The organism is Pseudomonas sp. FW215-R2 (assembly GCF_058789255.1).
This window is the reverse complement of sequence record NZ_JBYTBO010000004.1, coordinates 244,900-267,461: the sequence shown is the minus strand read 5'-3', so window position 1 is coordinate 267,461 and position 22,562 is coordinate 244,900. Positions and strand designations below refer to the sequence as shown.

Annotated in this window: 19 protein-coding genes; 12 read left to right on the top strand and 7 right to left on the bottom strand. The window is 58.8% G+C overall.

From position 1 onward, the window contains the following. Positions 1-2: 2 nt before the first annotated feature. Positions 3-1,337, bottom strand: coding sequence for an ATP-binding protein (locus AC3WRD_RS08020; protein ID WP_102619864.1), 1,335 nt, complete (start codon positions 1,335-1,337; stop codon positions 3-5). Beyond that, positions 1,334-2,059 carry a response regulator gene (locus AC3WRD_RS08015; RefSeq protein WP_102619865.1) on the bottom strand — a complete coding sequence of 242 codons (726 nt, stop codon included), beginning with the start codon at positions 2,057-2,059 and terminating at the stop codon, positions 1,334-1,336. Before AC3WRD_RS08015 ends, AC3WRD_RS08020 begins: the two co-directional genes overlap by 4 nt. Positions 2,060-2,205: 146 nt before the next feature. On the opposite strand from AC3WRD_RS08015, the gene AC3WRD_RS08010 reads away from it, so the two are divergent. Both AC3WRD_RS08010 and AC3WRD_RS08005 read left to right on the top strand, forming a co-directional pair. After that, positions 2,206-2,532 (top strand): hypothetical protein, encoded by a 327-nt coding sequence (locus AC3WRD_RS08010; protein ID WP_096820422.1) that lies wholly within the window; start codon positions 2,206-2,208, stop codon positions 2,530-2,532. Beyond that, positions 2,532-3,212: a DUF3313 domain-containing protein gene (locus AC3WRD_RS08005; RefSeq protein WP_102619866.1), complete on the top strand. Its 681-nt coding sequence runs from the start codon at positions 2,532-2,534 to the stop codon at positions 3,210-3,212. The genes AC3WRD_RS08010 and AC3WRD_RS08005 overlap by 1 nt, the downstream gene beginning before the upstream one ends. Before the next feature lie 11 nt (positions 3,213-3,223). Here AC3WRD_RS08005 and AC3WRD_RS08000 read toward each other — a convergent pair whose 3' ends face one another. The 3 genes from AC3WRD_RS08000 to AC3WRD_RS07990 all read right to left on the bottom strand — a co-directional run bounded on the left by AC3WRD_RS08000 (position 3,224) and on the right by AC3WRD_RS07990 (position 8,417). After that, the gene (locus AC3WRD_RS08000) at positions 3,224-4,522 is read right to left on the bottom strand and encodes a carbohydrate porin (protein WP_102619867.1); all 1,299 of its coding nucleotides are present in this window, start codon (positions 4,520-4,522) and stop codon (positions 3,224-3,226) included. Positions 4,523-4,606: 84 nt separating this feature from the next. Further along, positions 4,607-7,012 (bottom strand): glucose/quinate/shikimate family membrane-bound PQQ-dependent dehydrogenase, encoded by a 2,406-nt coding sequence (locus tag AC3WRD_RS07995; RefSeq protein ID WP_102619868.1) that lies wholly within the window; start codon positions 7,010-7,012, stop codon positions 4,607-4,609. 271 nt (positions 7,013-7,283) lie between these two features. Beyond that, positions 7,284-8,417: an aminotransferase class V-fold PLP-dependent enzyme gene (locus AC3WRD_RS07990; protein WP_102619869.1), complete on the bottom strand. Its 1,134-nt coding sequence runs from the start codon at positions 8,415-8,417 to the stop codon at positions 7,284-7,286. Between the two features lie 149 nt (positions 8,418-8,566). On the opposite strand from AC3WRD_RS07990, the gene AC3WRD_RS07985 reads away from it, so the two are divergent. Continuing rightward, entirely contained in the window at positions 8,567-9,178 is a 612-nt protein-coding gene (locus AC3WRD_RS07985) for a dTMP kinase (protein WP_102619870.1), read from the top strand. Here AC3WRD_RS07985 and AC3WRD_RS07980 read toward each other — a convergent pair whose 3' ends face one another. Continuing rightward, positions 9,179-9,745 carry a TetR/AcrR family transcriptional regulator gene (locus tag AC3WRD_RS07980; protein ID WP_102619871.1) on the bottom strand — a complete coding sequence of 189 codons (567 nt, stop codon included), beginning with the start codon at positions 9,743-9,745 and terminating at the stop codon, positions 9,179-9,181. A gap of 118 nt (positions 9,746-9,863) precedes the next feature. Here AC3WRD_RS07980 and AC3WRD_RS07975 point away from each other — a divergent pair, with 118 nt between their 5' ends. Genes AC3WRD_RS07975 through AC3WRD_RS07965 form a run of 3 tightly spaced genes read left to right on the top strand, consistent with a single transcriptional unit; the run spans position 9,864 to position 15,588 of the window. Then, positions 9,864-11,021, top strand: coding sequence for a MexC family multidrug efflux RND transporter periplasmic adaptor subunit (locus AC3WRD_RS07975; protein ID WP_102619872.1), 1,158 nt, complete (start codon positions 9,864-9,866; stop codon positions 11,019-11,021). 27 nt (positions 11,022-11,048) lie between these two features. Then, on the top strand, positions 11,049-14,180 hold the full coding sequence (locus AC3WRD_RS07970; protein WP_102619873.1) for a multidrug efflux RND transporter permease subunit: 3,132 nt from the start codon (positions 11,049-11,051) through the stop codon (positions 14,178-14,180). Between the two features lie 4 nt (positions 14,181-14,184). Then, complete coding sequence (locus AC3WRD_RS07965) at positions 14,185-15,588, top strand: efflux transporter outer membrane subunit (RefSeq protein WP_102619874.1); 1,404 nt, start codon at positions 14,185-14,187, stop codon at positions 15,586-15,588. An 84-nt stretch (positions 15,589-15,672) separates the two neighbouring features. On the opposite strand, the gene AC3WRD_RS07960 is transcribed toward AC3WRD_RS07965, so the two are convergent. Beyond that, on the bottom strand, positions 15,673-16,239 hold the full coding sequence (locus tag AC3WRD_RS07960; protein ID WP_096820432.1) for a TetR/AcrR family transcriptional regulator: 567 nt from the start codon (positions 16,237-16,239) through the stop codon (positions 15,673-15,675). A gap of 536 nt (positions 16,240-16,775) precedes the next feature. On the opposite strand from AC3WRD_RS07960, the gene ectB reads away from it, so the two are divergent. The 6 genes from ectB to AC3WRD_RS07930 all read left to right on the top strand — a co-directional run bounded on the left by ectB (position 16,776) and on the right by AC3WRD_RS07930 (position 22,562). Beyond that, complete coding sequence (gene ectB / locus AC3WRD_RS07955) at positions 16,776-18,029, top strand: diaminobutyrate--2-oxoglutarate transaminase (protein WP_207267954.1); 1,254 nt, start codon at positions 16,776-16,778, stop codon at positions 18,027-18,029. Then, complete coding sequence (locus AC3WRD_RS07950) at positions 18,026-18,493, top strand: GNAT family N-acetyltransferase (RefSeq protein ID WP_096820434.1); 468 nt, start codon at positions 18,026-18,028, stop codon at positions 18,491-18,493. The genes ectB and AC3WRD_RS07950 overlap by 4 nt, the downstream gene beginning before the upstream one ends. 10 nt (positions 18,494-18,503) lie before the next feature. Further along, positions 18,504-19,808 (top strand): SidA/IucD/PvdA family monooxygenase, encoded by a 1,305-nt coding sequence (locus AC3WRD_RS07945; protein WP_096820435.1) that lies wholly within the window; start codon positions 18,504-18,506, stop codon positions 19,806-19,808. A gap of 50 nt (positions 19,809-19,858) precedes the next feature. Then, the gene (locus AC3WRD_RS07940) at positions 19,859-20,482 is read left to right on the top strand and encodes a LysE family translocator (protein ID WP_102619876.1); all 624 of its coding nucleotides are present in this window, start codon (positions 19,859-19,861) and stop codon (positions 20,480-20,482) included. Between the two features lie 9 nt (positions 20,483-20,491). Further along, the gene (locus AC3WRD_RS07935) at positions 20,492-20,794 is read left to right on the top strand and encodes a hypothetical protein (RefSeq protein ID WP_102619877.1); all 303 of its coding nucleotides are present in this window, start codon (positions 20,492-20,494) and stop codon (positions 20,792-20,794) included. A gap of 274 nt (positions 20,795-21,068) precedes the next feature. Further along, positions 21,069-22,562, top strand: a complete 1,494-nt coding sequence (locus tag AC3WRD_RS07930) for a tyrosinase family protein (RefSeq protein WP_102619878.1) — start codon at positions 21,069-21,071, stop codon at positions 22,560-22,562.

Here is a 22,562-nt window from a genome sequence, read left to right as displayed (position 1 = left end):
CCTCAATCGACAACAGCCAATTCAACCCTCGCCACCAGTCCCGAGCCTCGGCGATTGCTCAAGGTCAGTTCTCCGCCCTGTTCACGAACAATCGCCCGGGCTGCCGAGAGGCCGAGCCCGACACCGCCGGTTTCACGGTTGCGCGAGGTTTCGAGGCGAAAGAATGGATCGAACACCCGTTGCAGCGACTCTTCGGGAATGCCCGGCCCTTCGTCGCAGACTTCGATGCAGATCGAGCGAGCATTGCGACTCAGTGCAATACGCGGACGCTCGCCGTATTTCACGGCGTTTTCCAGCAGGTTGACGATCACCCGTTTGATCCCCAGTGGCCGACCGTCATAGACCATGTGGGCAGGACCGCTGAAGTCGATGAGCAGGTTCTGGTCGCGGTAATCGTCAAGGACGGTTTGCAGCAGCTCCGACAGATCGAACGCAGTAGGTTGTTCCAGCTGTGTGCCTTCGCGGAAAAACGCCAGGGCGGCGTTGATCATCGATTGCATTTCTTCAATGTCGCGAATCAGTTTCTGCTGATGATCGAGGTCTTCCATGAACTCGCTGCGCAGACGCATCCGGGTCAACGGTGCGCGCAAGTCATGGGAGATGGAGGCGAGCATGTGGGTGCGTTCGCCAATGAAATGCTGGATCTGCGCCTGCATGGTGTTGAAGGCGATGATGGCCTGGCGGATTTCGTGGGGCCCTTCGATCTCGATGGGCGGTGCGTTCAAATCACCGCCAAAACGCCTCGCGGCGCCGGCAAAACGTTGCAGCGGATTGGCCAGTTGGCGGGTGGCAATCCAGGCCACCAGCAACGTCGCGACCAGGCCCAGAGCAATGATCACCGCGATCCGGGCATCCAGGCTCAGTCCCCAGCTTCGCTCCGGTGGCGTGAATGTCAGCCAGCTGCCATCGGCCAAAGGTACGAGGGCGACGTAATGCGCCTGCGCACTGCCCGGCGGCCAGTCGTCGGGGTTGAATACTTCGATTTCCCGGTCATCACCGAGCAATTGTCGCAGCGCAGGAACCTTGCCGGTCTCGACCGGTTCGCCGTCCCCGGGCAGATTGAACTGGCTGCGTTGCGCATTCCATAACACTTCAAGCGTCGAACTGCTGGCCGCGCTCGCCAGTTGCGGGCGCAATTGGGCGGGCGCCGCCTCGATCACGCGGGTGCTCGCGGCAATCCGCTCCAGCAATCCGGTTCGTTCGATGGGTGGACGAGCCCAGATGCCCGCGACCTGCACAAACAGCGCATTGAGAATCAGCGAGGCGATCATCGCCGCAACGATGGTCAGGGCAATCCGGCGACTGAGGGTGTCGCGCCGCAAGAGTCGGCCGATCATGAACGGCTGACCTTGGCCGTGAACATATAGCCGCCATTGCGCACAGTGCGGATCAGGTCCGGGCGCTTGCTGTCCGGTTCGATCTTGCGCCGCAGCCGGCTGACCTGCACATCGATGCTGCGATCAAAGGCTTCATGACCCTGGCCGTGGGTCAGGTCGATCAGTTGCTCGCGGGTCAGGATGCGCTGGGGATGCTCGAGAAAGACCAGCAGCAGATCAAACTCACCGCCGGACATCGGGATCATTACACCCTCGGGTGAGCGCAGTTCCCGGCAGGTGATGTCCAGGTGCCAACCGGCGAAGGTCATGACCGGTCGCGCCGGTTCGCTGGTGCGCTGGCCTTGTTCGCCGGCGCGCCGTTGCAATGCGCGCACCCGGGCCAGCAACTCCTGGGGCGCGAAGGGCTTGGTCAGGTAATCGTCGGCACCCAGCTCCAGGCCGACGATCCGGTCACTCAGTTCAGCCATGGCCGTGAGCATGATGATCGGGATCCCCATCTGCGCGCGGATTTTCTGGCACAGGCTCAAGCCACCTTCACCCGGCAGCATCAGGTCAAGAATGATCGTGTCCGGCCGCGCCTGTTCGATGGCGGCCCACATGGCCTGGCCATCGGGCGCCACGTCGACGTCGTAGGCGTGCTGAACGAAGAACTTCTTCAGCAGGGACAGAATTTCCACGTCGTCATCGACGATCAGCAGTCTGCTCACGTTTGCAGGATCCATGAATCAAAAGAGGGCATCTAAAACCATTTCGAAGGCGGGGTCATATATTTCAATCGAGCAACATTCCTTCGGTGCGGACATCAGCCAGACATCCTCGGGCAAAAAACCTCGGGCACTCTGCCGGCATTCCATCCAAGGGGGCTCATATGAAGGATATGAAAAGCGCTTATTCCACTCAGGGGCATGGCGCGGTGCGTCCACTGATCCTGACCCAGCGCACCAATACCGGCGCTCTCAATGCGCCGATCTTTTTCCAGGAAACCTGTCTGGGGATCGCCCAGGACCAGAGCCAGCTCGTCATGCGCCGCTACTTCGAGCGCTTCAGCCCGGCCGACAGCCATTGGGTGGAATACATCCACTCCATTCCCACCGCCGAGTTCATTCACTGGATCATGACCCACGGCCAGTTGCGCATCGAGTGTTCTGAAAATACCCCGTTCAGCCAGATTCAGGCCGCAGGGGAAACGCATTGATGAGAAACCATCACTCACTGGCGCTGTTGCTCGCAGCCAGCCTGAGCCTCTCGGCCTGCAGCAATAAAAAGGTCGCGCCTGACATGTATTCCGGTTTTTTGAACGACTACAGCACGCTGAAGGAGCAGCAGACACCCTCGGGGCAGACGATATTGAGCTGGATCAGCCCGGCGTTGGCGAGTGGCCGCTACACACGGGTCTATCTGGCACCAAGCCAGTTTTATCCGAAGGTCGAGCCGACTGGCCGGATTCCGCAAAGCACCCTGTCGGGTGTGACCGGCTACTACGACGCGGCCCTGAGGCAAGAACTGGGAAAAATACTGCCATTAGCTTCGAAGCCCGGCCCGAACACACTGGTTGTGAGGCCAGCCATCACGCAGGTCGCCACCAGTACCCAAGGCCTGCGGTTTTATGAATGGCTGCCCGTCACCCTGGTCGCGGCCGGCGTCAGCACGGCTGCCGGCATTCGTGATCAGGACAGTGAAATCGCCACTGAAGTGTCCCTCGAGGATGGTTCGACCGGCGAAGTCGTGGCGAAGGTTGTCCGCAAGGGCACAGGCGTTCCACTGGAAAACGACAAGCAGGTGATGACGGCCGATAACGTCAAGGGTGTGCTCGATGGTTGGGCCACGGACTTGAGTCAGTCTTATGTCGTGGCCCGCAAAGCATCGCTACGCTGATAGCGCCGAGGTCAGAGACTTGCTTTCACCTGCAGTCCGAACACCAGTGCATTGTCGATGTCCTGCCCGGAAAACGCGCCCGGCTCGATGATGTACTGCACGTTCGGTCGCAGGGTCAGCCATGGGGTGGCCTGGTAGCCGTAACCGAGTTCGATCAGTTGCTCGGCGCTGTCCAGGTTGGACAGCGGCGTGCCGTTGGCCAACGCGGCGTCTTGTTGCACGTCGCGGCTGCGCGGGTTCTGCACGGCGCGACCGTAACCCAGGGCGACGGTGTCACGCGGGCGGCCTTCGAACGGCTTGTACAGAACCACACCAGTGCCGTACCACTTGCTGAACGGCGAAGCCGCTTCGCTGGCGGCCGAGTATTGACCGAAGGCGTGGAGGCTGCGGCCCTCGGACGATTGCGAACTCCAGACCGCCTGATCGATCAGCAGGTAATGACCGCCGCGACCGGACACTTCCTTGTCGCTGCCGATGCGTTTCACGTCGGAGCTGTCGTAGTAGTAGCCGAGTTTGTATTCACCAGGCAGGGTGCCTGCGTGTTTGTAGACCAGTTCGACAGGTACCACAGTACCGGTGGTGTGTTTCGGGCCCAGGTGCCAGGCGCGGCTGGAGTTGCCGTTGCTTTCGGGGTCGACGTTGAACGCGGCGACGCGCAGTTGCCATTCCGGCGACAGGTCGTATTTGACCCGCACACCCAAGTGCGCATTGGGGTAGTTGGTCCAGCCGCTGCCACCGGACATGTTCAGCGGGTGGCCGCAGAAACCGGCGTTCATGAAGTTGCAGAGGATGCCGCTGTCGAGGCCACCGAGGTCGTTGCCCATGGCCATGTAGCCGAGTTTGACGTTCAGTGCCGGGGTGAACAGCGTGCGCTCGTAACTCAGTTCGGTCAGACGCGTGTAGAGGCCACCGTAGTTTTCCTGGATAGGCAGACGGTTGCCGACCAGATCCTCCGAGGCGCTGTTGCCGCGACGGTCGTTGATGGTCAACTGGACCTTGCCCGCGTTGTCCACACCATAGATTTTGCTCAGGTCGAACTGTGCGCCGAGCTTGATGTTCTGCGAGTAACGGGCGGAACGGTGCAGGCCGCCGTCGGCGTTGTAGGCGGTTTCGCCAGTGTAATCACCGGTGAACTTGATGCCGTCTTCATCGAGCTGGTGGCGCAGGCCGCCCCAGTCGCCGGTCAGGGTGTTGCGGGTGAACACGTTTGAATCGGTGTCGGCGAAGGCGGGCAGGGCGGTGCCGCAGGTGAGACCGAGCAGCACGCCGGTGAATACGCTGGAGTGAGAAAAGCGAACAGCCAATGACATTGCTGAAATCCAAAGCTGAGGACATGAAACGACGCGACACCCGAAGGTGTCGCGCACAAGTGAAGTGAAGGAGGGCGCAGCGGTTTACGGCAGGGCGTAAGCCATTACGTAGTCACCGCGATCGGTCGATTGACGAGCGCCACCCGCGGTGATGACCACGTATTGCTTGCCGGTTTTCGGCGACACGTACGTCATCGGGCCGCCCTGACTGCCGACCGGCAGACGTGCTTTCCAGATTTCTTCACCGTTGCCGCTGTTGAAGGCGCGCAGGTAGAAGTCCTGGGTGCCGGCGATGAAGATCAAACCACCTTGAGTCGACAGCGTGCCGCCGAGGGTTGGCAGACCGATCTTGATCGGCAGGTGCATGCGGATGCCCAGGGGACCTGTGTCTTCAACGGTGCCGACCGGAACCTGCCAGGCGACTTTTTGGGTCTTCATATCGATGGCGGTCAACGTGCCGAACGGCGGCGCCTGGCATGGAATGCCGGCCACCGACAGGAAGCGGTTCTTGTTCACCGCGTAAGGCGTGCCTTTCAGCGGAACGGCGCCCATGCCGGTGTTCAGCGCTTCGCCACCGGAGGTTGCCTGGCCTTTGTTCTGCGAAGGGATCATCTGAATCCACAGGCCCAGACGCATGTCGTTGACGAAGATGAAACCATGCACCGGGTCAGTGGAAATGCTGCCCCAGTTCATGCCGCCCAGCGAACCCGGGAAGCTCAGGGACTTGTCAGTGCCCGGCGCGGTGTACAGACCGTCGTAACGCATCGACTTGAAATCGATCCGGCACAGCAGCTGGTCATACGGGGTGGCGCCCCACATGTCCGACTCGGTCAGGTGCTGGGCACCGATCTGCGGCATGCCCACGGATTTTGGCTGGGTTGGCGAGTAGGGCTCGTTCGGAATGTTCGAAGCCTTGACTGGTACTTCTTTTACTTCGGTCAGTGGTTTGCCGGTGGCGCGATCCAGCACGTAGATCTGCCCGGCCTTGGTGCCGATCACCAGCGCCGGCACGGTTTTGCCGTCCTTGGTGAAGTCGATCAGGCTTGGCTGCATCGGCAGGTCGAAGTCCCAGAGGTCGTTGTGCACGGTCTGGTAGACCCACTTTTCTTCGCCGCTGTTGGCGTCCAGCGCCAGGATCGATGCGCCGTATGTGTGGTCGAGTTTGCTGCGTTCCACGCCGTAGATGTCGGTGGAAGAGCTGCCCATCGGCAGGAAGACAGTGTTGGTAGCCGGGTCATAAGACATTGGCGCCCAGCTGTTCGGCGTGCTGCGAACATAGGTTTTGCCATCGGCCGGCGCCTTTTTATCCTGCGGGTTACCCGGGTCGAACGCCCAGCGCATGGCGCCGGTGATCACATCGAAACCACGGATCACGCCGCCCGGCATGTCGGTCTGCACGTTGTCGGCCACGCGACCGCCAACGACGACGGTGGTGCCGGCCATCAGTGGCGCGGAGGACAATTGGTAGTAGCTGTCCGGGACATCACCCAGACCGGCCTTCAGATCAACCTGGCCATTGTTGCCGAAACCCTGGCAGAACTCGCCGGTGTCGGCATCGACAGCGATCAGACGTGCGTCGATGGTGTTGCTCAGCAGACGGCGTGTGCAGTTGGCGGCGGGAGCGGCCGGGGTATCGGTCACAGGCGAGCTGGCTGGTTTGGCGACAGCGGCGCTCGCATCGAAATACGCCATGCCACGGCAACGCTGCCAGACTTTCGACTGGGCGTTGATGGCGTTTTTCCAGAGTTCTTTACCGGTGTCGGCATCCAGCGCAATCAGGCTGTTGTGCGGGGTGCAAATGAACACCTTGTTGCCGATCTGCAGCGGGGTGAGTTGGTCTTCAGCGCCATTGCCGTCACTCTCGGCGATGTCACCGGTGTGGTAGGTCCAGGCGACTTTCAACTTGTCGACGTTGGTGCGGTTGATCTGGTCCAGCGCAGCGAAGCGGCTACCACCTTCGGTATTACCGTAGTGCGCCCAGTCTTTCTGCGCCTTTTCCGGTTCGACCGGAGTGAGGCCCGGGCCGGTGCCGGTAGGGGCGACGGTCGGGTGCGCGACGAACATGTTGCCGGCCGCTACGGCCAGGCCGACCGCCAGAACAGCGGCAACGCCGTACGCGCCACGTCCCGGAACGCCACCATTAGCGCGCTTGAGCATCGGGTAGACCAGCGCGACCGCCAGGCCCACGGCGCTGAACATGAACAGACGAGAGAACACCGGCCAGAACACCAGGCCTGCGTCGCTCACGGCCCAGATCGCCGTCCCCAGCAGAAACGCGGCGAAAAGCCACGCACCGGCAGGCTTGCGACGTGCGATCAGCAGGCCGGAAATGGCCATGACCAGACCACCCACCAGGAAGTACCAGGAGCCTCCCAGGCTGACCAATTTCACACCGCCAGCGGCCAGTGCCAGGCCGAGCAGGGCGATGATCACCCCGAGCCCGACCAGAATGAATGTTGATATGCCCGAGAGGCGTTGACTCTGCTTCACGTTGAATGTCCCGTTGAAATGAGGAAGGCATTATATAGATAGGTAACTACCTAGTTAAATCACTAATTCAGAATGAACAGTGATTTGGCGCTCAATGGCGTTTCGGAAAGACGCCGGGCGCGTCCACGCGGATCTTCAGGGGTTATTGGAACGCCAGGAAAGTCGGATTTTTGCCAGCGGATATGGAATTTATGACAGGTTGATCGCGGCTTGGTGGTTCCCGCCGAGCAGGATCGGCGGGAGCGGTATTTGCTGTGGGCGAGAAGAGGGCTTAGTTAACCATCACCTCATCCAGTGCCTGCTCGAGGGTGCTGACCGTCCGCTCGATGTTGTGCAGTTTTTCGAGTCCGAACAGACCGATACGGAAGGTCTGGAAGTCGGCCGGTTCATCGCATTGCAACGGCACCCCGGCGGCGATCTGCAGGCCGTGGTTGGCAAATTTCTTACCGTTTTTGATATCGGGATCATCGGTGTAGCTCACCACGACGCCTGGGGCCTGAAAGCCGGCTGCGGCCACGCTTTTGAAGCCTTTGCCGGTCAACATTGCGCGCACCCGATCGCCCAGAACCTGCTGGTCGTCGCGGACCTTTTCGAAACCGTAGGCTTGCGTCTCTTTCATTACGTCGTTGAACCGCGCGAGAGAATCACTGGGCATGGTCGCGTGGTAGGCATGTCCGCCCTGTTCGTAGGCCTGCATGATCTGCAGCCACTTTTTCAGGTCGCAGGCGAAGCTGCTGCTTTGCGTCTGCTCGATGCGCTCGAGGGCCAAAGAACTGAACATCACCAGGGCGCAGCAAGGGGAGGCGCTCCAACCTTTCTGTGGTGCGCTGATCAGCAGGTCGACGGCGCATTTGTGCATATCAACCCAAAGCGTGCCGGAAGCGATGCAGTCCAGGACGAACAGGCCACCCACTGCATGCACGGCGTCGCCGACGGCCCGCAGGTACTCGTCGGGCAGGATAATCCCTGATGAGGTTTCAACGTGGGGGGCGAAGACAATCTGCGGCTTCTGCGCCGCAATGGCTGCCAGCACTTCGTCCAGAGGGGGCGGGGCGTAGGCCGCCTGGCGACCCGTTTCGACCGGTCGGGCTTTCAGTACCGTAGTGGCCGCCGGGATGTTGCCCGTCTCAAGGATCTGGCTCCAGCGATAACTGAACCAGCCGTTGCGTATCACCAGGCATTGCTGGCCGGTGGCGAACTGTCGCGCCACCGCTTCCATGCCGAATGTGCCGCTGCCCGGAACCACCGCAACCGCCTCGGCGTTGTAGACCTGTTTCAGGGTCCGGGAAATGTTCCTCATCACTGCTTGAAATGACTGCGACATGTGGTTGAGCGAGCGGTCGGTGTAGACCACCGAGTACTCGACAAGCCCTTCAGGATCGATTCCGGGATATAGCTTTGACATGGGGTGACTCCTTAAGTGATTCCCTGGCAGTCAAAAGGTCTGGCGAACATCATCGGGAAGCAAGTCTAGGCAAAGGGCAGGGATGAGCTGATTCAATTTCAGAAAATGAGGATAGAGTGCTCATCAATGTCTCAATCGTTGCGTGAAAAATGAATCGTCCGCTGTTTATTTCTCTGGATGGGCCAAAAGGAACCGGCAAAACCACATTACTGGAAGCCGTTACGGCAGTACTGAGGGCCGACAACAAGAAAGTCATCCGGCTTTGCGAGAGAAAAAGCGATCCCTACCGGGGTGCCACCATGGCCCTCGTCAACGAACTTGCCAGAAATCACTCCCGGGATCTGGAGTGGGCGGTGTGTCAGCGCTTTGCTGATAGCCGTAGCTGGATCTCCCGGCACGTGCTGACTGAACAGCCGGTGGGCAGCATTATCTTGATCGATCGCTGGTATCCGTCTGACGCCGCGTTTCGCCAAACCGTCCCGTTTGCAGAGATTCTCAAGCTGAACATCGAGCGAAACGTGCGGGTGCCAGACCTGCATGTCGGCGTCGTCACCGCGCCAGATATTTCATGGGCCAGGGCAAAGGCACGATCCAGAGGGCTGGGCGGTACTGTGATCCAGAAGCACGCTGAGCATGTCGCGTGTACAGAGACGTTCGAGCAAGCGGCTGCCGATCATGGCTGGGCTTTGTGCCGTAATGAAGGAACGATCGAAGACGCTACGATGCAGGTGGTTTCCGAGATCCGTAAATTGTTTGGCTGATCAAGAAAGACGCCGAGCAGCCAGCACCCCATTCAAAAACATTTGTTCAAGCGTCCGCGCCGAATCCGCATGGGCCGCACGCCCGCGCAGTTCGGCATCCACCAGCCCGTAGACCAACGATACGAACAACTCGGTGAAGATTGCCGCAGTGATATCGATGCGAAACAGCCCAGCCTGCTGGCCTTTCAAAAAGAACCCGTCCAGCGCCTCCAGATAAAACAGCCAGCGTCTGCCCCCCTGTTCCAGATCGAGAAAATCAGGACGGTATTGCGCCATCAAAAAGGCCAGCAACTCGCGGTGGGCGAGGTGTTCCCGGATCAATCGGCGCAGCGCCTCCAGCGGTTCCAGGTGCTGCAGGCCAGCGTTGTCGATGATCAGCTTTAGCGTGCCCTCGGCGTGCTCCTCCAGTTTTGCGGTCAGGTTTTCCCGTGTTCCGCAGTAGCGGTGCAGGGTGGCCTTGCTCACGCCAGCCAGTTGCGCCAGTTCCTTCATCGTCGCCCTCGGCCGGTTGGCCACGGCCAGGGTCAGCGACTTGAGCATCTGTTCATCATGGGAAATCGAGTTCATCAGAGGCCTTGAGCGGTGTTCATATAAGATTCACAAAATACTCACATGAGACATTATTGACTCATTAAGATTTGAAACGTAGCATTCGCGCCAAATTCGATCAAGCCTTGGGTGAGTTATGGGCAATTTGCGTGCGGTAGGAATGGCGGGCTCGCTGGCAGTCGCCATTGCGTTGGCCGGGTGTGGGCCGGCAAGTGAACAAACGGCGGTCGCGGAAGTGGCGCGCCCGGTCGAAGTGGTGGCGGTGAAGACCGAGCCTTTGGCGCTGACGTCGGAGCTGCCGGGCAGGGTGGAACCGATGCGCATTGCGGAAGTGCGTGCTCGGGTGCCGGGCATCGTGATGCAGAAGCGTTTTGAAGAAGGCGCGGATGTGAAAGCCGGGGAACTGCTGTTCCTGATCGATCCGGCACCGCTCAAAGCCGCGTTGTCGCGGGCCGAAGGTGAACTGGCCCGCACCCAGTCCGTTGCGCTTGAGGCTCAGGCCCGGGTCAAGCGCTATGAACCGTTGGTGAAGATCGAAGCGGTCAGCCAGCAGGATTTCGACAGCGCCATGGCTGACCTGCGCAGCGCTCAGGCAGCCACCCGTTCGGCTCAGGCCGATCTGCAAAGTGCACGGCTGAATCTCGGTTATGCCTCGGTGACGGCACCGATTTCCGGCCGCGTCGGCCGGGCGCTGGTCACCGAAGGGGCTTTGGTCGGGCAGGGGGACGCAACGTTGATGGCGCGGATTCAGCAACTGGATCCGGTGTATGTCGACTTCACTCAGTCGGCCGCCGACGCACTGCGTCTGCGCGAGTCGCTCAAGGACGGAAAACTCTCCGCCGCCGACAACAAGGCACTGTCGATTCGCGTCGATGGCACCCAATACGAGCGTCAGGGTGCGCTGATGTTTACCGATGTCGCCGTGGATCGCGGCACGGGGCAGGTGTCGTTGCGCGGCAAGTTCGCCAATACCGACGGCGTGCTGTTGCCGGGCATGTATGTCCGTGTGCGTACGCCACAGGGCACTGACAGCCAGGCCATTCTCGTGCCGCAACGTTCGGTGCAGCGGGGCAGCGATGGCGGCGCCCAAGTGATGGTGGTCGGCGCAGATGACCGGGTCGAATCACGCAGTGTGGTCACCGGTGCCATGCAGGGATCGCGCTGGCAGATCAGTGAAGGCTTGAAGGCGGGCGATCAAGTGATCGTTGGTGGCCTTGCCGGTCTGCAACCGGGGGCCAAGGTCGTACCGGGTCAATCCCAGGCCGTGGCTCAGTCGTCTGAGTCGAAACAGTAAGGGCGCCGTCGCCGCGAGGATTTCCCGATGTCCAAGTTTTTCATCAAACGCCCGAACTTTGCCTGGGTGGTGGCGTTGTTCATCTCTCTGGCCGGCCTGCTGGTCATTCCGATGCTGCCGGTGGCGCAGTATCCCGACGTTGCGCCGCCGCAGATCAAGGTGACAGCGACTTACCCCGGTGCCTCGGCGAAAGTACTGGTGGATTCGGTCACCAGCGTGATTGAAGAGTCGCTCAACGGGGCCAAGAACCTGCTGTATTTCGAGTCGACCAACAACTCCAATGGCATCGCCGAAATTGCGGTGACGTTCCAGCCGGGTACTGATCCGCAGCTCGCTCAGGTCGACGTGCAAAACCGCCTGAAAAAGGCTGAGTCGCGCATGCCGCAAGCGGTACTCACCCAAGGTCTGGAGGTGGAGCAGGCCAGTGCCGGTTTCCTGCTGATCTATGCGCTCAACTATAAGGAAGGTTCCCAGCACACCGACACGACCGCACTGGGCGACTACGCCGCGCGCAACATCAACAACGAACTACGTCGGGTGCCGGGCGTCGGCAAGCTGCAATTCTTCTCCTCTGAAGCCGCGATGCGCATCTGGCTCGACCCGCAGAAGCTGGTGGGTTATGGGCTATCCATCGACGACGTGAGCACCGCGATTCGCGGGCAAAACGTGCAGGTGCCGGCCGGCAGTTTCGGCAGCACGCCAACCAGCAGCCAACAGGAACTGACCGCCACGCTGGCAGTGAAAGGCACGCTGGATAATCCGCAAGAATTCGCACGCATCGTTCTGCGCGCCAACGAGGACGGCTCGACGGTCAAACTGGGCGACGTCGCCCGAGTGGAGATCGGTCAGGAGAGTTACAACTTCAACTCGCGTCTGAACGGCAAACCCGCCGTGGCGGCGGCGATCCAGTTGTCGCCCGGCGCCAACGCAATCCAGACTGCAACGGCCGTAAAAGAACGTCTGGCCGAACTGTCGGCGTACTTCCCGGACGACGTGGAATATTCCGTTCCCTACGACACGTCGCGTTTCGTCGATGTCGCCATCGAGAAGGTGATTCACACCCTGATCGAGGCGATGGTGCTGGTATTCCTGGTGATGTTCCTGTTCCTGCAGAACATCCGCTACACCTTGATTCCGTCGATTGTGGTGCCGGTGTGTCTGCTCGGCACACTGGTGATGATGTACCTGCTGGGCTTCTCGGTGAACATGATGACCATGTTCGGCATGGTGCTCGCCATCGGCATTCTGGTGGACGATGCCATCGTGGTGGTGGAGAACGTCGAGCGGATCATGGCGGAAGAAGGGTTGTCGCCGGTCGATGCCACGATCAAGGCCATGGGGCAGGTATCAGGCGCGATCATCGGTATCACCCTGGTGCTGTCGGCGGTGTTCATGCCGCTGGCGTTCATGTCCGGTTCGGTGGGGGTGATCTATCAGCAGTTCTCGGTCTCGCTGGCGGTGTCGATTCTGTTCTCGGGTTTCCTCGCGCTGACGTTCACACCAGCACTGTGCGCCACTTTGCTCAAGCCGATTCCGCAAGGACACCATGAAAAGCGCGGTTTCTTTGGCGCCTTCAACCGTGGCTTTGCCCGACTCACTGAGCGTTACTCAATCCTGAACAGCGGGCTGGTCGCGCGCGCCGGTCGCATGATGTTGGTGTACGTCGGCATTATCGCGATGCTCGGTTTCTTCTACCTGCGCTTGCCGGAATCGTTTGTGCCCGTAGAAGACCAGGGCTACATGATCGTCGACGTCCAGTTGCCACCGGGCGCGACCCGGACTCGCACCGAAGCGACCGGCGAACAACTGGAACGCTATCTCGCGTCTCGTGATGCGGTGCAGTCGATGTTCCTGGTCTCGGGTTTCAGCTTTTCCGGGATGGGTGATAACGCGGCACTGGCGTTCCCGGTGTTCAAGGACTGGTCGCAGCGTGGCGAAGATCAATCGGCGATGGCCGAGGTCATGGCGCTGAACGAGCAGTTTGCCGTGACCAACGACGGCGCCGTGATGGCGGTGCCGCCGCCACCGATTGACGGTTTGGGCAACTCCGGTGGTTTTGCGCTGCGCCTGCAGGATCGTGCCGGTCTGGGTCGTGAAGCCTTGCTCGCCGCCCGTGACCAGGTGCTCGCTCAGGCCAACGGCAACCCGAAAATCCTCTACGCCATGATGGAAGGCTTGGCCGAGTCGCCGCAATTGCGAGTTGTGATCGACCGTGACAAGGCCCGCACGCTGGGCGTGAGTTTCGAGTCCATCAGCAGGGCGTTGTCCGCCGCATTCGGTTCTGAAGTGATCAACGACTTCACCAACTCTGGCCGCCAACAGCGTGTGGTGGTACAGGCCGAGCAGGGCGATCGGATGACCCCGGAAAGCGTACTCAAGCTGTACGTGCACAACAGCGCGGGCAATCTGGTGCCGCTCAGCGCTTTCGTCACCACTCATTGGGAAGAAGGCCCGGTGCAAGTGGTGCGTTACAACGGATATCCATCGATCCGCATCGTCGGTGACGCCGGACCGGGCTATAGCACCGGTGAAGCCATGGCGGAAATGGAACGAATCGCTGCGCAATTGCCGGCGGGTTTCAGCTACGAATGGACGGGGCTGTCGTATCAGGAAAAGGTCTCCAGCGGTCAGGCGACGCAACTCTTCGCGCTGGCGATCCTGGTGGTGTTCCTGTTGCTGGTGGCGCTCTACGAGAGCTGGGCGATTCCGTTGACGGTGATGCTGATCGTGCCAATCGGTGCCATCGGTGCGGTGCTCGCGGTGATGGTCGCCGGCATGCCTAACGACGTGTATTTCAAGGTGGGCCTGATCACCATCATCGGTCTGGCGGCGAAGAACGCGATCCTCATCGTCGAGTTCGCCAAGGAGCTGTGGGAGAAGGGCTACAGCCTGCGTGACGCCGCCATCGAAGCCGCGCGCCTGCGTTTCCGGCCGATTGTCATGACTTCCATGGCGTTCATCCTCGGTGTGGTGCCGCTGGCATTGGCCACCGGGGCAGGGGCGGCGAGTCAGCGTGCAATCGGTACCGGTGTGATCGGCGGGATGCTCAGCGCGACGTTGCTGGGTGTGCTGTTCGTACCGATCTGTTTTGTCTGGGTGCTGTCGCGGTTGCGCAGTAAACCCGCGCCTGTCGAACAACCCGCTTTGGCTCAGGAGTGATTCCATGCGCATTTCAGCATTCTCTACGCTGGTGATCGCCATGCTGCTGGGCGGTTGCTCACTGGCACCGACTTATGAGCGTCCTGTTGCGCCGGTTACGGAGCACTGGGCGGGGGAGACGACGAAGCAGGGCAGTCCGATTAACCAACTAGCTTGGCAGACGTTTATCGTCGATCCCGAACTGCGTCGCCTGGTGGTGATCGCGCTGGACAACAACCGCTCTTTACGCCAGACACTTCTGGATATCGAACAAGCGCGGGCGCAATACCGTATCCAGCGGGCGGACCGGGTGCCGGGCCTGAATGCCGGTGCATCCGGCAATCGTCAGCGCTTGCCGGCGGATCTGGCCAGCAATGGCCAGGCGGGGGTTGCCAGCAGCTATCAGGTCGGCGTGTCGCTGCCGGAATACGAGCTGGATCTGTTTGGCCGGGTAAAGAGCCTTAGCGACTCTGCATTGCAAGAGTATCTGGCGACTGAAGAGGCGGCCCGCGCCGCGCAGATCGCCCTGATTGCCGAAGTCAGTCAGGCTTATCTGATTCACGATGGCGCCCAGCGTCGCCTGGACCTGACTCAGCAAACGCTGATCAGCCGCGAGTACTCGTTTGCACTGATCAGCCAGCGCCGATCAAACGGTACGGCGACAGCGCTGGACTATCAGGAAGCATTGGGACTGGTGGAACAATCGCGCGCCGAACAGGAAAGCAATCTGCGGCAGAAACAGCAGGCTTTTAACGCGCTGGTGTTGTTGCTCGGGACCAAGGATGCAGCGAAAGCAATTCCTGAACGGCTGTCGACGGAGCCGATGCTGGTTCAGGACATTGCGCCCGACACCACCTCCACATTGATCGAGCGCCGACCGGACATTCTCGCCGCCGAGCATCGATTGCAGGCGCGCAATGCCGACATTGGCGCTGCACGGGCGGCGTTCTTTCCGCGAATCAGCCTGACCGGCAGCTTCGGCACATCCAGCGCACAAATGTCCGGTTTGTTCGACGGAGGCTCGCGGTCCTGGAGTTTTGTGCCGAACCTGTCGCTGCCGTTGTTCGATGCCGGGCGCAACAGTGCTGGCCTGAGCCTGGCCGAAGCCCGTAAGGACTCGGCGGTGGCGGCTTATGAGGGCACGATTCAGACGGCGTTTCGCGAGGTCGCCGATGCACTGGCCGCCACCGACACCTTGCGCCGGGAAGAGGCGGCCCGACGCGCGCTGGCCGACACCAGCAGCGAAACGTTGAAACTGGCCAAGGCGCGTTATGAAGGCGGCATCGACAGTCACCTGCGTTACCTCGATGCCCAGCGCACCCGCTTCGTCAACGAAACGGCATTTATCGAGGTCAGCACCCAGCGGCAGATTGCCCTGGTCGATCTGTTCCGCTCGCTGGGCGGAGGCTGGTCGCCAGAAAAGTCCTGACAACAGCTCCTTTGGGTTGGCACGTCCAGCCATTCAGCCCCGTGAACCGAGAGGTCACGGGGCTTTTTTTTGCTTGGTGGAACGTTACTGAGGACGGGCGGGATTGGCAGCGCCATGCAGGAACATCTGTTCCACGACGTTGGCTGAGTTGGCACTGGCGGCACGCCCACGGCGCTCGGCATCGACCATGGCGAAAATCATGGTCAGGAACAGCTCGGTGAAGACCGCGGCAGTGATATCGATACGGAACGCACCCAATTGCTGGCCGCGCAGAAAGAATGCATCGAGGGCATCGAGATAGAACTGCCAGCGTTTGCCTTCATCGGTGTTCGCGAAGGTGTCGGGGCGATACTGAAAGAGCAGGAAAACCAGCATTTCACGATGTGCCAGATGCTCATTGACCAAACCGCGCAGGGCTTGCACCGGATCGCCATTCAACAGGTCGGTCGAGGTGGTGATCTGGTTGAGAACCGTCTCACCATGGCTTTCCATCATCAGCACCAGATTGTCACGGGTGCCGCAAAAGCGGTGCAGCGTCGCCTTGCTTACGCCAGCGGCTTCAGCCAGCTCCTTGAGCGTCGCGCGGGGGCGATCAACGATGGCCAAAGCCAGCGCCTTGATGAGTCGTTCGTCTTGGGGAGTCAGGGACATCAGTCAATCTCGGATCGAATTTCAATGTCGGGAATTGTGCAGGAAAAGCTCTTTACTGCAACGAAAACCAAAAAAATCGAGAAATTTACTTCATCTGAGACAATTTTTACTCAACGCCCCCGGCACGCCGCGCAACGCTCTTGCCTCCCGCCAATCCCAAGCCTGAAACGAGCGACGGGCGATTCTGCCGACCAAAAACGCCTCATCACGGTTACTGATTTGTATGTTTGGGCATTTCACAGAACCAGTAATAAGCATATGAATTTATAGTTGGTCGTTTGTTCACGAATTACTGATAGTTTAATAAGCGAAAGACGTCATTGTTCCTGCTGGCCAACAGAGCGGGTCATGTTTCAACGGATGAAAGTTGTACACGGACTTCACGGATGATAGACCTCTCAGCATTCGCTACATGGCCACTGGGAAATCGCTATGCCTGTTGGAAGTCCATTCAATTGGATTGATAAACGGTACCTGACATGACGGCTACGCTGAACTACTCACTGCCCCACCTTGCACCTGCCACGCCACAGTCCCTGGATATATTTGAGCTTAAAGAGTCTAACGTTCGTTCTTACTGTCGTGACTTCACTACCACCTTTCACACCGCTGAAGGGTCGACCTTGACCAGTGAACAAGGTCAGGTGTTCATTGACTTTTTCAGCGGAGCGGGGGCTCTGAACTACGGACATAACAACCCGGTTTTGAAAGCTGCGCTGCTCGACTATATCGAGAACAATGGCATTACCCATGGCCTGGATTTCAAAACTACGGCCAAGAAGAACTTCCTGACGGCGTTCGATGAGCAGATCCTGGCCCGTCGCAACTTACGCTACAAAGTACAGTTTCCCGGCCCTACCGGTACCAATGCGGTGGAGGCCGCCATCAAACTGGCCCGCAAGTACACCGGCCGCCAGAATATCGTGGCATTCACCAATGCGTTCCACGGCATGTCCCTGGGCAGCCTCGCCTTGACCAGTAACCCGCGTAAGCGAGCAGGGGCCGGGGTCACCTTGAACAACGTGACGTTCATGCCGTATGACCAGTATTTTGGCGACGACCTGGACACCTCGTTGTACCTGTCCAAGATGTTGCGCAGCGGTAGCGGCATCGATAAGCCAGCGGCCATCGTACTTGAGACAGTGCAGGGTGAGGGCGGTGTGAACAACGCTTCGGCCGCCTGGGTACAAGCGGTGCAACGTATCGCCCATGACCATGACATTCTGTTGATCATCGACGATATACAGGCAGGCTGCGGCCGCACAGGGGACTTCTTCAGCTTTGAGGCCCTGGGTGTCACCCCGGATATCGTGACCTTGTCCAAATCCATCAGCGGTTATGGCTTGCCCATGTCCCTTGTTTTATTGGCGCCCCATCTGGATGTATGGGAGCCGGGGGAACACAACGGCACGTTTCGCGGCAACAACCTGGCATTTGTCACGGGCAAGGCGGTTATCGATCACTATTGGAGCGATAACCGTTTTACCCAGGAGCTCAGCGCCAAGGCAGACCTGCTGCATCAAGGGCTGCTGGCGTTATCCCGGGACTTTGCGAGCAAGGCGCCTAATCGCCTCAAAGGGCGCGGGTTCTTCCGAGGCATTGAGTTCGAGGACAAGTCCCTGGCGCAGAGAGTTGCGGCACAGGCCTACGCGGGCGGGCTGATCATTGAAACTTCAGGCATCGACAACCAGGTGCTCAAGTTCCTGCCGGCACTGACAATATCCCCCGCGCAGATCACTCAGGGTTTGCACCTACTTGAGCAAGCCTTTGCCGAGGTGACCGCATCATGAGTGATCAAATCATTACCCGGCATGCGTCCCTCGACGACGCTGCGGCGATTGCGCCATTGCTGGACAAATACCGCCAGTTCTATGGTGAAGCCTCCGATCTGGCCCGCTCACTGGAGTTTATTAAACAGCGCTTTTTTCTGGGCGAAACAATTTTTGTTGTTGCTGAAGTCAACAACGAAGTCATTGGATTCACCCAACTATTCCCCAGTTTCTCAAGTGTCACACTGGAGCGCCTCTGGATACTCAATGACTTATATGTCGAATCATCAAAGCGCAAGAAGGGAGTAGGGCTGGCGTTATTGAATGCAGCAAAAACATTTGCGCAGACAACAGGCGCCAAACAACTATTTATCGAAGGCGCAGACGATAATCCACGAGCACGAAACCTATACACTCGATTTGGCTTTATCGAAAACACCGCGTATCACTATTATCATCTTCCATTAAAGCAAATCCAGGGATAGGAGCTTTTCCATGTCAAATACTGTCTTCGATATTGTGGGAATTGGCTTCGGCCCCTCCAACCTTGCATTGGCGATCGGCCTCGAAGAGTCAGCATCAGCGCTGACTTATCGCTTCCTGGACGCCAAGCAGACGCCGGACTGGCAGGATGAAATGCTGCTCAGCGGATCGGATATCCAGAACAACCCTTTACGGGATCTGGTTACGCCACGCAATCCACGCAGCCGCTATGGTTTCGTCAATTACCTGAAAGAAACCGGTCGCCTGTTCGACTACCTCAACTTGCCACTGACGTATCCGTTACGCCGGGAATATGCCGAGTACATCAAATGGGTAGCCAGCCATTTTCTCGGCGATGTCGAATCTTCGGCGTTCGTCCAGCAGGTTGAACCGCTTCTGTTTAAGGGAGAGCAGGTGTGGAAGGTCACCTATAACGATCAACGAGTCGTTTATGGGCGCAGCCTGGTGCTGGGCACCGGGCGTACGGCGAATATCCCGGCAGTTTTCGAAGGTCTGACCGGGCCCCGAGTGTTCCACCTCAATCATTATCTGGAGCACATCAACAAGCTGCCACCGAGTGTGCAGCGTATCGGCGTGGTGGGTTCCAGCCAGAGCGCGGTGGAGATCGTCCTCGATCTGACTGCCAGGTTCCCGGACAAAGAGGTTTATTCGTTACATCGAAGCTTCAGCTTTCGACTCAAGGACACCAGCCCGTTCAGTGACAAGGTGTACTTCCCGGAATTCATCGACTACTACTTTGACCTTCCACCAGAAGCCAAATCGCGGCTGGACAAGCAATTGCGGGGCACCAATTACAGCTCTGCCGATGAAGATGTCATCAACGCGCTGTACGTACGCATCCATGAAGAAAAACTGCAGGGCAAGCAGCGCATCAAGATCCTCAATAACATCGCCATCGAGCAGGCGCACATCGATACATCGGGCCAGGTACAACTGGCACTCAGGGAGGTCAATCAGCTGACGCATTCAACCCTTGCTCTGGATGCGTTGGTGCTCGCCACGGGCTTCAAGGATATTGCGGCCAAGGAAAACGGTGAGCTGTATCCCCCGTTGCTCGCGCCTCATCATCGCCAGTTTCGCGCCGATGCTCACGGGGCCCTGGTGGTCAATCGCGATTACAGCCTGACGCCTCTGGATGACTTGCCCGCGGTGTTTCTCAATGGGTTATGCGAAAGCTCCCACGGCTTGGGCGATGCGGGCTCGTTCAGCCTGATTTCCTTGCGGGTGGAACACATTCTTTCCGCCCTGGAGAATAAATTGGCTCAAATCGAGGCCCCGGTACAAGCATTGGCTTGATGCCACCCGGCAGCAGTCTGGAAAGACTGCTGCTCAAACAAGGAGGTTTTATGTTCACAGCGGCGTTGATTTACATACTGGCGGTAATAAGCCCTGGGCCGAATTTCATCATTGTCAGTCGATTCTCTTCACTGGGCTCGGTTTCCACTGGACTTGGCGCGACCTTGGGCATCTGCACTGTAGGGGTGTTCTTCTCGACCATTTCCCTCTTGGGACTGGCAGCATTGCTGCATGAGTACCCGGCCTTTTCCAAAGTGGCCACCTTGTGTGGTTCGACGTACCTGCTCTACATCGCCTACAGCATCATCAAAAGTGTGCTGGCAAAAAATACTGGCACCACCGAAAGCGCCGCTGTTGGCGTCACCAGCTTCAGTAAGGCTTATCGGGTAGGAGTCATCACCAACATCAGCAACATGAAGACGATCGCCTTCATGATCAGCATCTACGCCGGCTTCCTGTCCTCGCCACGCACCGACATCGAAAAAGTGCTGGTGGTCGTGTTGTGCTCAACCCTCGAAGTCATCTGGTATTCCCTGGTGTCGTTGCTCTTCGGCCAGGGCCCGATAAAGGCGCTGTTTCTCAAATACACCCGGCAGATTGACATAGGCCTGGCCGTGTTTCTGGTGGCGTTCTCTCTCAATAACGCAATTCCAGTATTGATTGCCAGTCGATGAGGTCGGGTCATGGAGTGGAACGATATGCTCAAGGATGTAAGCGTGCGCTTCAAATATCGCAGTTGGTTGCTGATCGATTTGCCCTGTGATGGCTTGCCACTGAACCGTCGGATGCGAAACCTGACAAGTGATTATGTCCCGGTCACTTTGATCCTCGACTGCGACCTTGAGGACGTCTTTTCCATCGTGGATGCCTTAGGCCCCGGGATCAGCTATGCAGCCTCGTTACAAACGGCCAGGCGATATGTTCAAGCTGTTGTGGCTGAATTACCGGCGGCAGGAGCTTTTCAGGACTTCAAATGGGCGTGTTGATGTGCCACCTACAAAAAGGTCTCGGGCAATACGCGAGGAGGAGGGGGCCAACAACCAAAGGCCTGTTCTTTAGCTTTAGTGTGAACGTAGGCAAAAAGTACGAGCCTCTAAAGCTGATCTATAGTCTTGGAACGCAGTGAGCTGGAAGAACCGTGGTCCGGTAAAAACACTCGATGACAGGGAGGTCCGATCAGTGACTTTTATACGACGCAATGTCTGGAGCCTGCAACAACCGTGGGCTCCAGAACTACTGTGGTATGCCCGCGGAGTCAAAGTGCTGAAGTCGCGCCCGTTTGATGACATCACCAGTTGGAAATACATGGCGGCGATTCATGGCATTGAAGAGGTGGTCTGGCGCCAGTTCGGGTGGTTGGCACCGGATGAGCATGAACCGGACACGTCGGTATACCTCGATCAGGATCGGAATCAGTGCCAGCACCATAATTGGTATTTCTTTCCGTGGCACCGGGGTTATCTGTCGGCTTACGAATCGATTGTGCGAGCCGCGATACACACGTTGCCGGGGGCACCGGACGACTGGGCATTGCCCTATTGGAATTACAACGACACGGCGGTCGCCAATCCGCGACTGCTGCCGCAAGCCTTCGCGACGAATTCCTGGCCCGATGGTGGCGACAACCCACTGTTTGAGCCTCGGCGTTTTGGCCGTGGGGATGGCGTGGTGGTCATCCGAAAGGAGGATGTCGATCTGAAGGCGGCCTTGAGCGATCCCGATTTCGAAGGAGTTCGAAATGGCTCTCCCGGGTTCGGCGGTGTGCGTACACCGTTCCAGCACAACGCAGAGCGCCCGAATGAAGGCTTGCTTGAACAGGGACCACATGATCCGGTGCATGGTCTTGTTGGCGGTTACCTCACCGGAACGGACCCCCGGGACTGGCATAACCTGGGCTTGATGTCTATGCCAATTACAGCCGGGCTCGATCCGATTTTCTGGCTGCATCACGCCAACATTGATCGGCTATGGGAGGTGTGGCTCAACCGAAATTCGAACTTCAGGAACCCGGTGCTCAAGTCATGGCTCGATGGGCCGAGCGGCAAGCGGCGCTTTGTGATGCCACAAGCTGATGGCAGTCGAAAGGAATTTGCCCCAAAAGATATGCTGGACACGAAGGCGCCCGGGCTCAACTATTTGTATGAGGACATTTCCGATCCGCTGAGTGGTCAGCAGCGCCTGAACCTTCGGTTGGTATTGTTGAAAACGCTCATGGACGTCCCCGGCATCACTGACGGTCTGGAGGTCGAAACCATGCCCAAAAAGCCCACGGTTGAACTGCTCGGTGCAAACAGCAAGGCGATTACCCTGGGGAGCGATCCCTCGGCCACCGTTGTGAGGACCGATAAACCCACCGTCCGCAAGCTCACCGACAGCTTCAAACTGTCCACGTTCGCGCTGCGCGCGAGCCCGGAACCTGATCGCGTATTTCTCAATCTGGAGAACATCACGGGGGAAAACGACGCGGCCATTTTCGATGTATATGTCGGTTTGGCCGAAGGCGCCGTTGCCGCTGATCACCCGGAGAACCGAGCAGGCGTTGTGTCGTTGTTCGGTATCAGCGAGTCGACCAACATTGCCAAGCCCCATGGCGGATCGGGCCTGAGCAAGGTGATCGAGATCACCGATACGATTGACCGGCTTCATCTGACAGGCGAGGCCAATCTGAATGCCTTGCCGGTATTGATCGTGCCGGTCAATGACGCGCGCGGGATATCGATCAAACGGGTCAGCATCTATCGTCAGTCGACCTGA

Bases quoted from the DNA above. Each gene is read 5' to 3' on its own strand.
- AC3WRD_RS08020 (WP_102619864.1), bottom strand. From the start codon at position 1,337: ATGATCGGCCGACTCTTGCGGCGCGACACCCTCAGTCGCCGGATTGCC.
- AC3WRD_RS08015 (WP_102619865.1), bottom strand. From the start codon at position 2,059: ATGGATCCTGCAAACGTGAGCAGACTGCTGATCGTCGATGACGACGTG.
- AC3WRD_RS08010 (WP_096820422.1), top strand. From the start codon at position 2,206: ATGAAGGATATGAAAAGCGCTTATTCCACTCAGGGGCATGGCGCGGTG.
- AC3WRD_RS08005 (WP_102619866.1), top strand. From the start codon at position 2,532: ATGAGAAACCATCACTCACTGGCGCTGTTGCTCGCAGCCAGCCTGAGC.
- AC3WRD_RS08000 (WP_102619867.1), bottom strand. From the start codon at position 4,522: ATGTCATTGGCTGTTCGCTTTTCTCACTCCAGCGTATTCACCGGCGTG.
- AC3WRD_RS07990 (WP_102619869.1), bottom strand. From the start codon at position 8,417: ATGTCAAAGCTATATCCCGGAATCGATCCTGAAGGGCTTGTCGAGTAC.
- AC3WRD_RS07985 (WP_102619870.1), top strand. From the start codon at position 8,567: ATGAATCGTCCGCTGTTTATTTCTCTGGATGGGCCAAAAGGAACCGGC.
- AC3WRD_RS07980 (WP_102619871.1), bottom strand. From the start codon at position 9,745: ATGAACTCGATTTCCCATGATGAACAGATGCTCAAGTCGCTGACCCTG.
- AC3WRD_RS07975 (WP_102619872.1), top strand. From the start codon at position 9,864: ATGGGCAATTTGCGTGCGGTAGGAATGGCGGGCTCGCTGGCAGTCGCC.
- AC3WRD_RS07970 (WP_102619873.1), top strand. From the start codon at position 11,049: ATGTCCAAGTTTTTCATCAAACGCCCGAACTTTGCCTGGGTGGTGGCG.
- AC3WRD_RS07965 (WP_102619874.1), top strand. From the start codon at position 14,185: ATGCGCATTTCAGCATTCTCTACGCTGGTGATCGCCATGCTGCTGGGC.
- AC3WRD_RS07960 (WP_096820432.1), bottom strand. From the start codon at position 16,239: ATGTCCCTGACTCCCCAAGACGAACGACTCATCAAGGCGCTGGCTTTG.
- AC3WRD_RS07950 (WP_096820434.1), top strand. From the start codon at position 18,026: ATGAGTGATCAAATCATTACCCGGCATGCGTCCCTCGACGACGCTGCG.
- AC3WRD_RS07945 (WP_096820435.1), top strand. From the start codon at position 18,504: ATGTCAAATACTGTCTTCGATATTGTGGGAATTGGCTTCGGCCCCTCC.
- AC3WRD_RS07940 (WP_102619876.1), top strand. From the start codon at position 19,859: ATGTTCACAGCGGCGTTGATTTACATACTGGCGGTAATAAGCCCTGGG.
- AC3WRD_RS07935 (WP_102619877.1), top strand. From the start codon at position 20,492: ATGGAGTGGAACGATATGCTCAAGGATGTAAGCGTGCGCTTCAAATAT.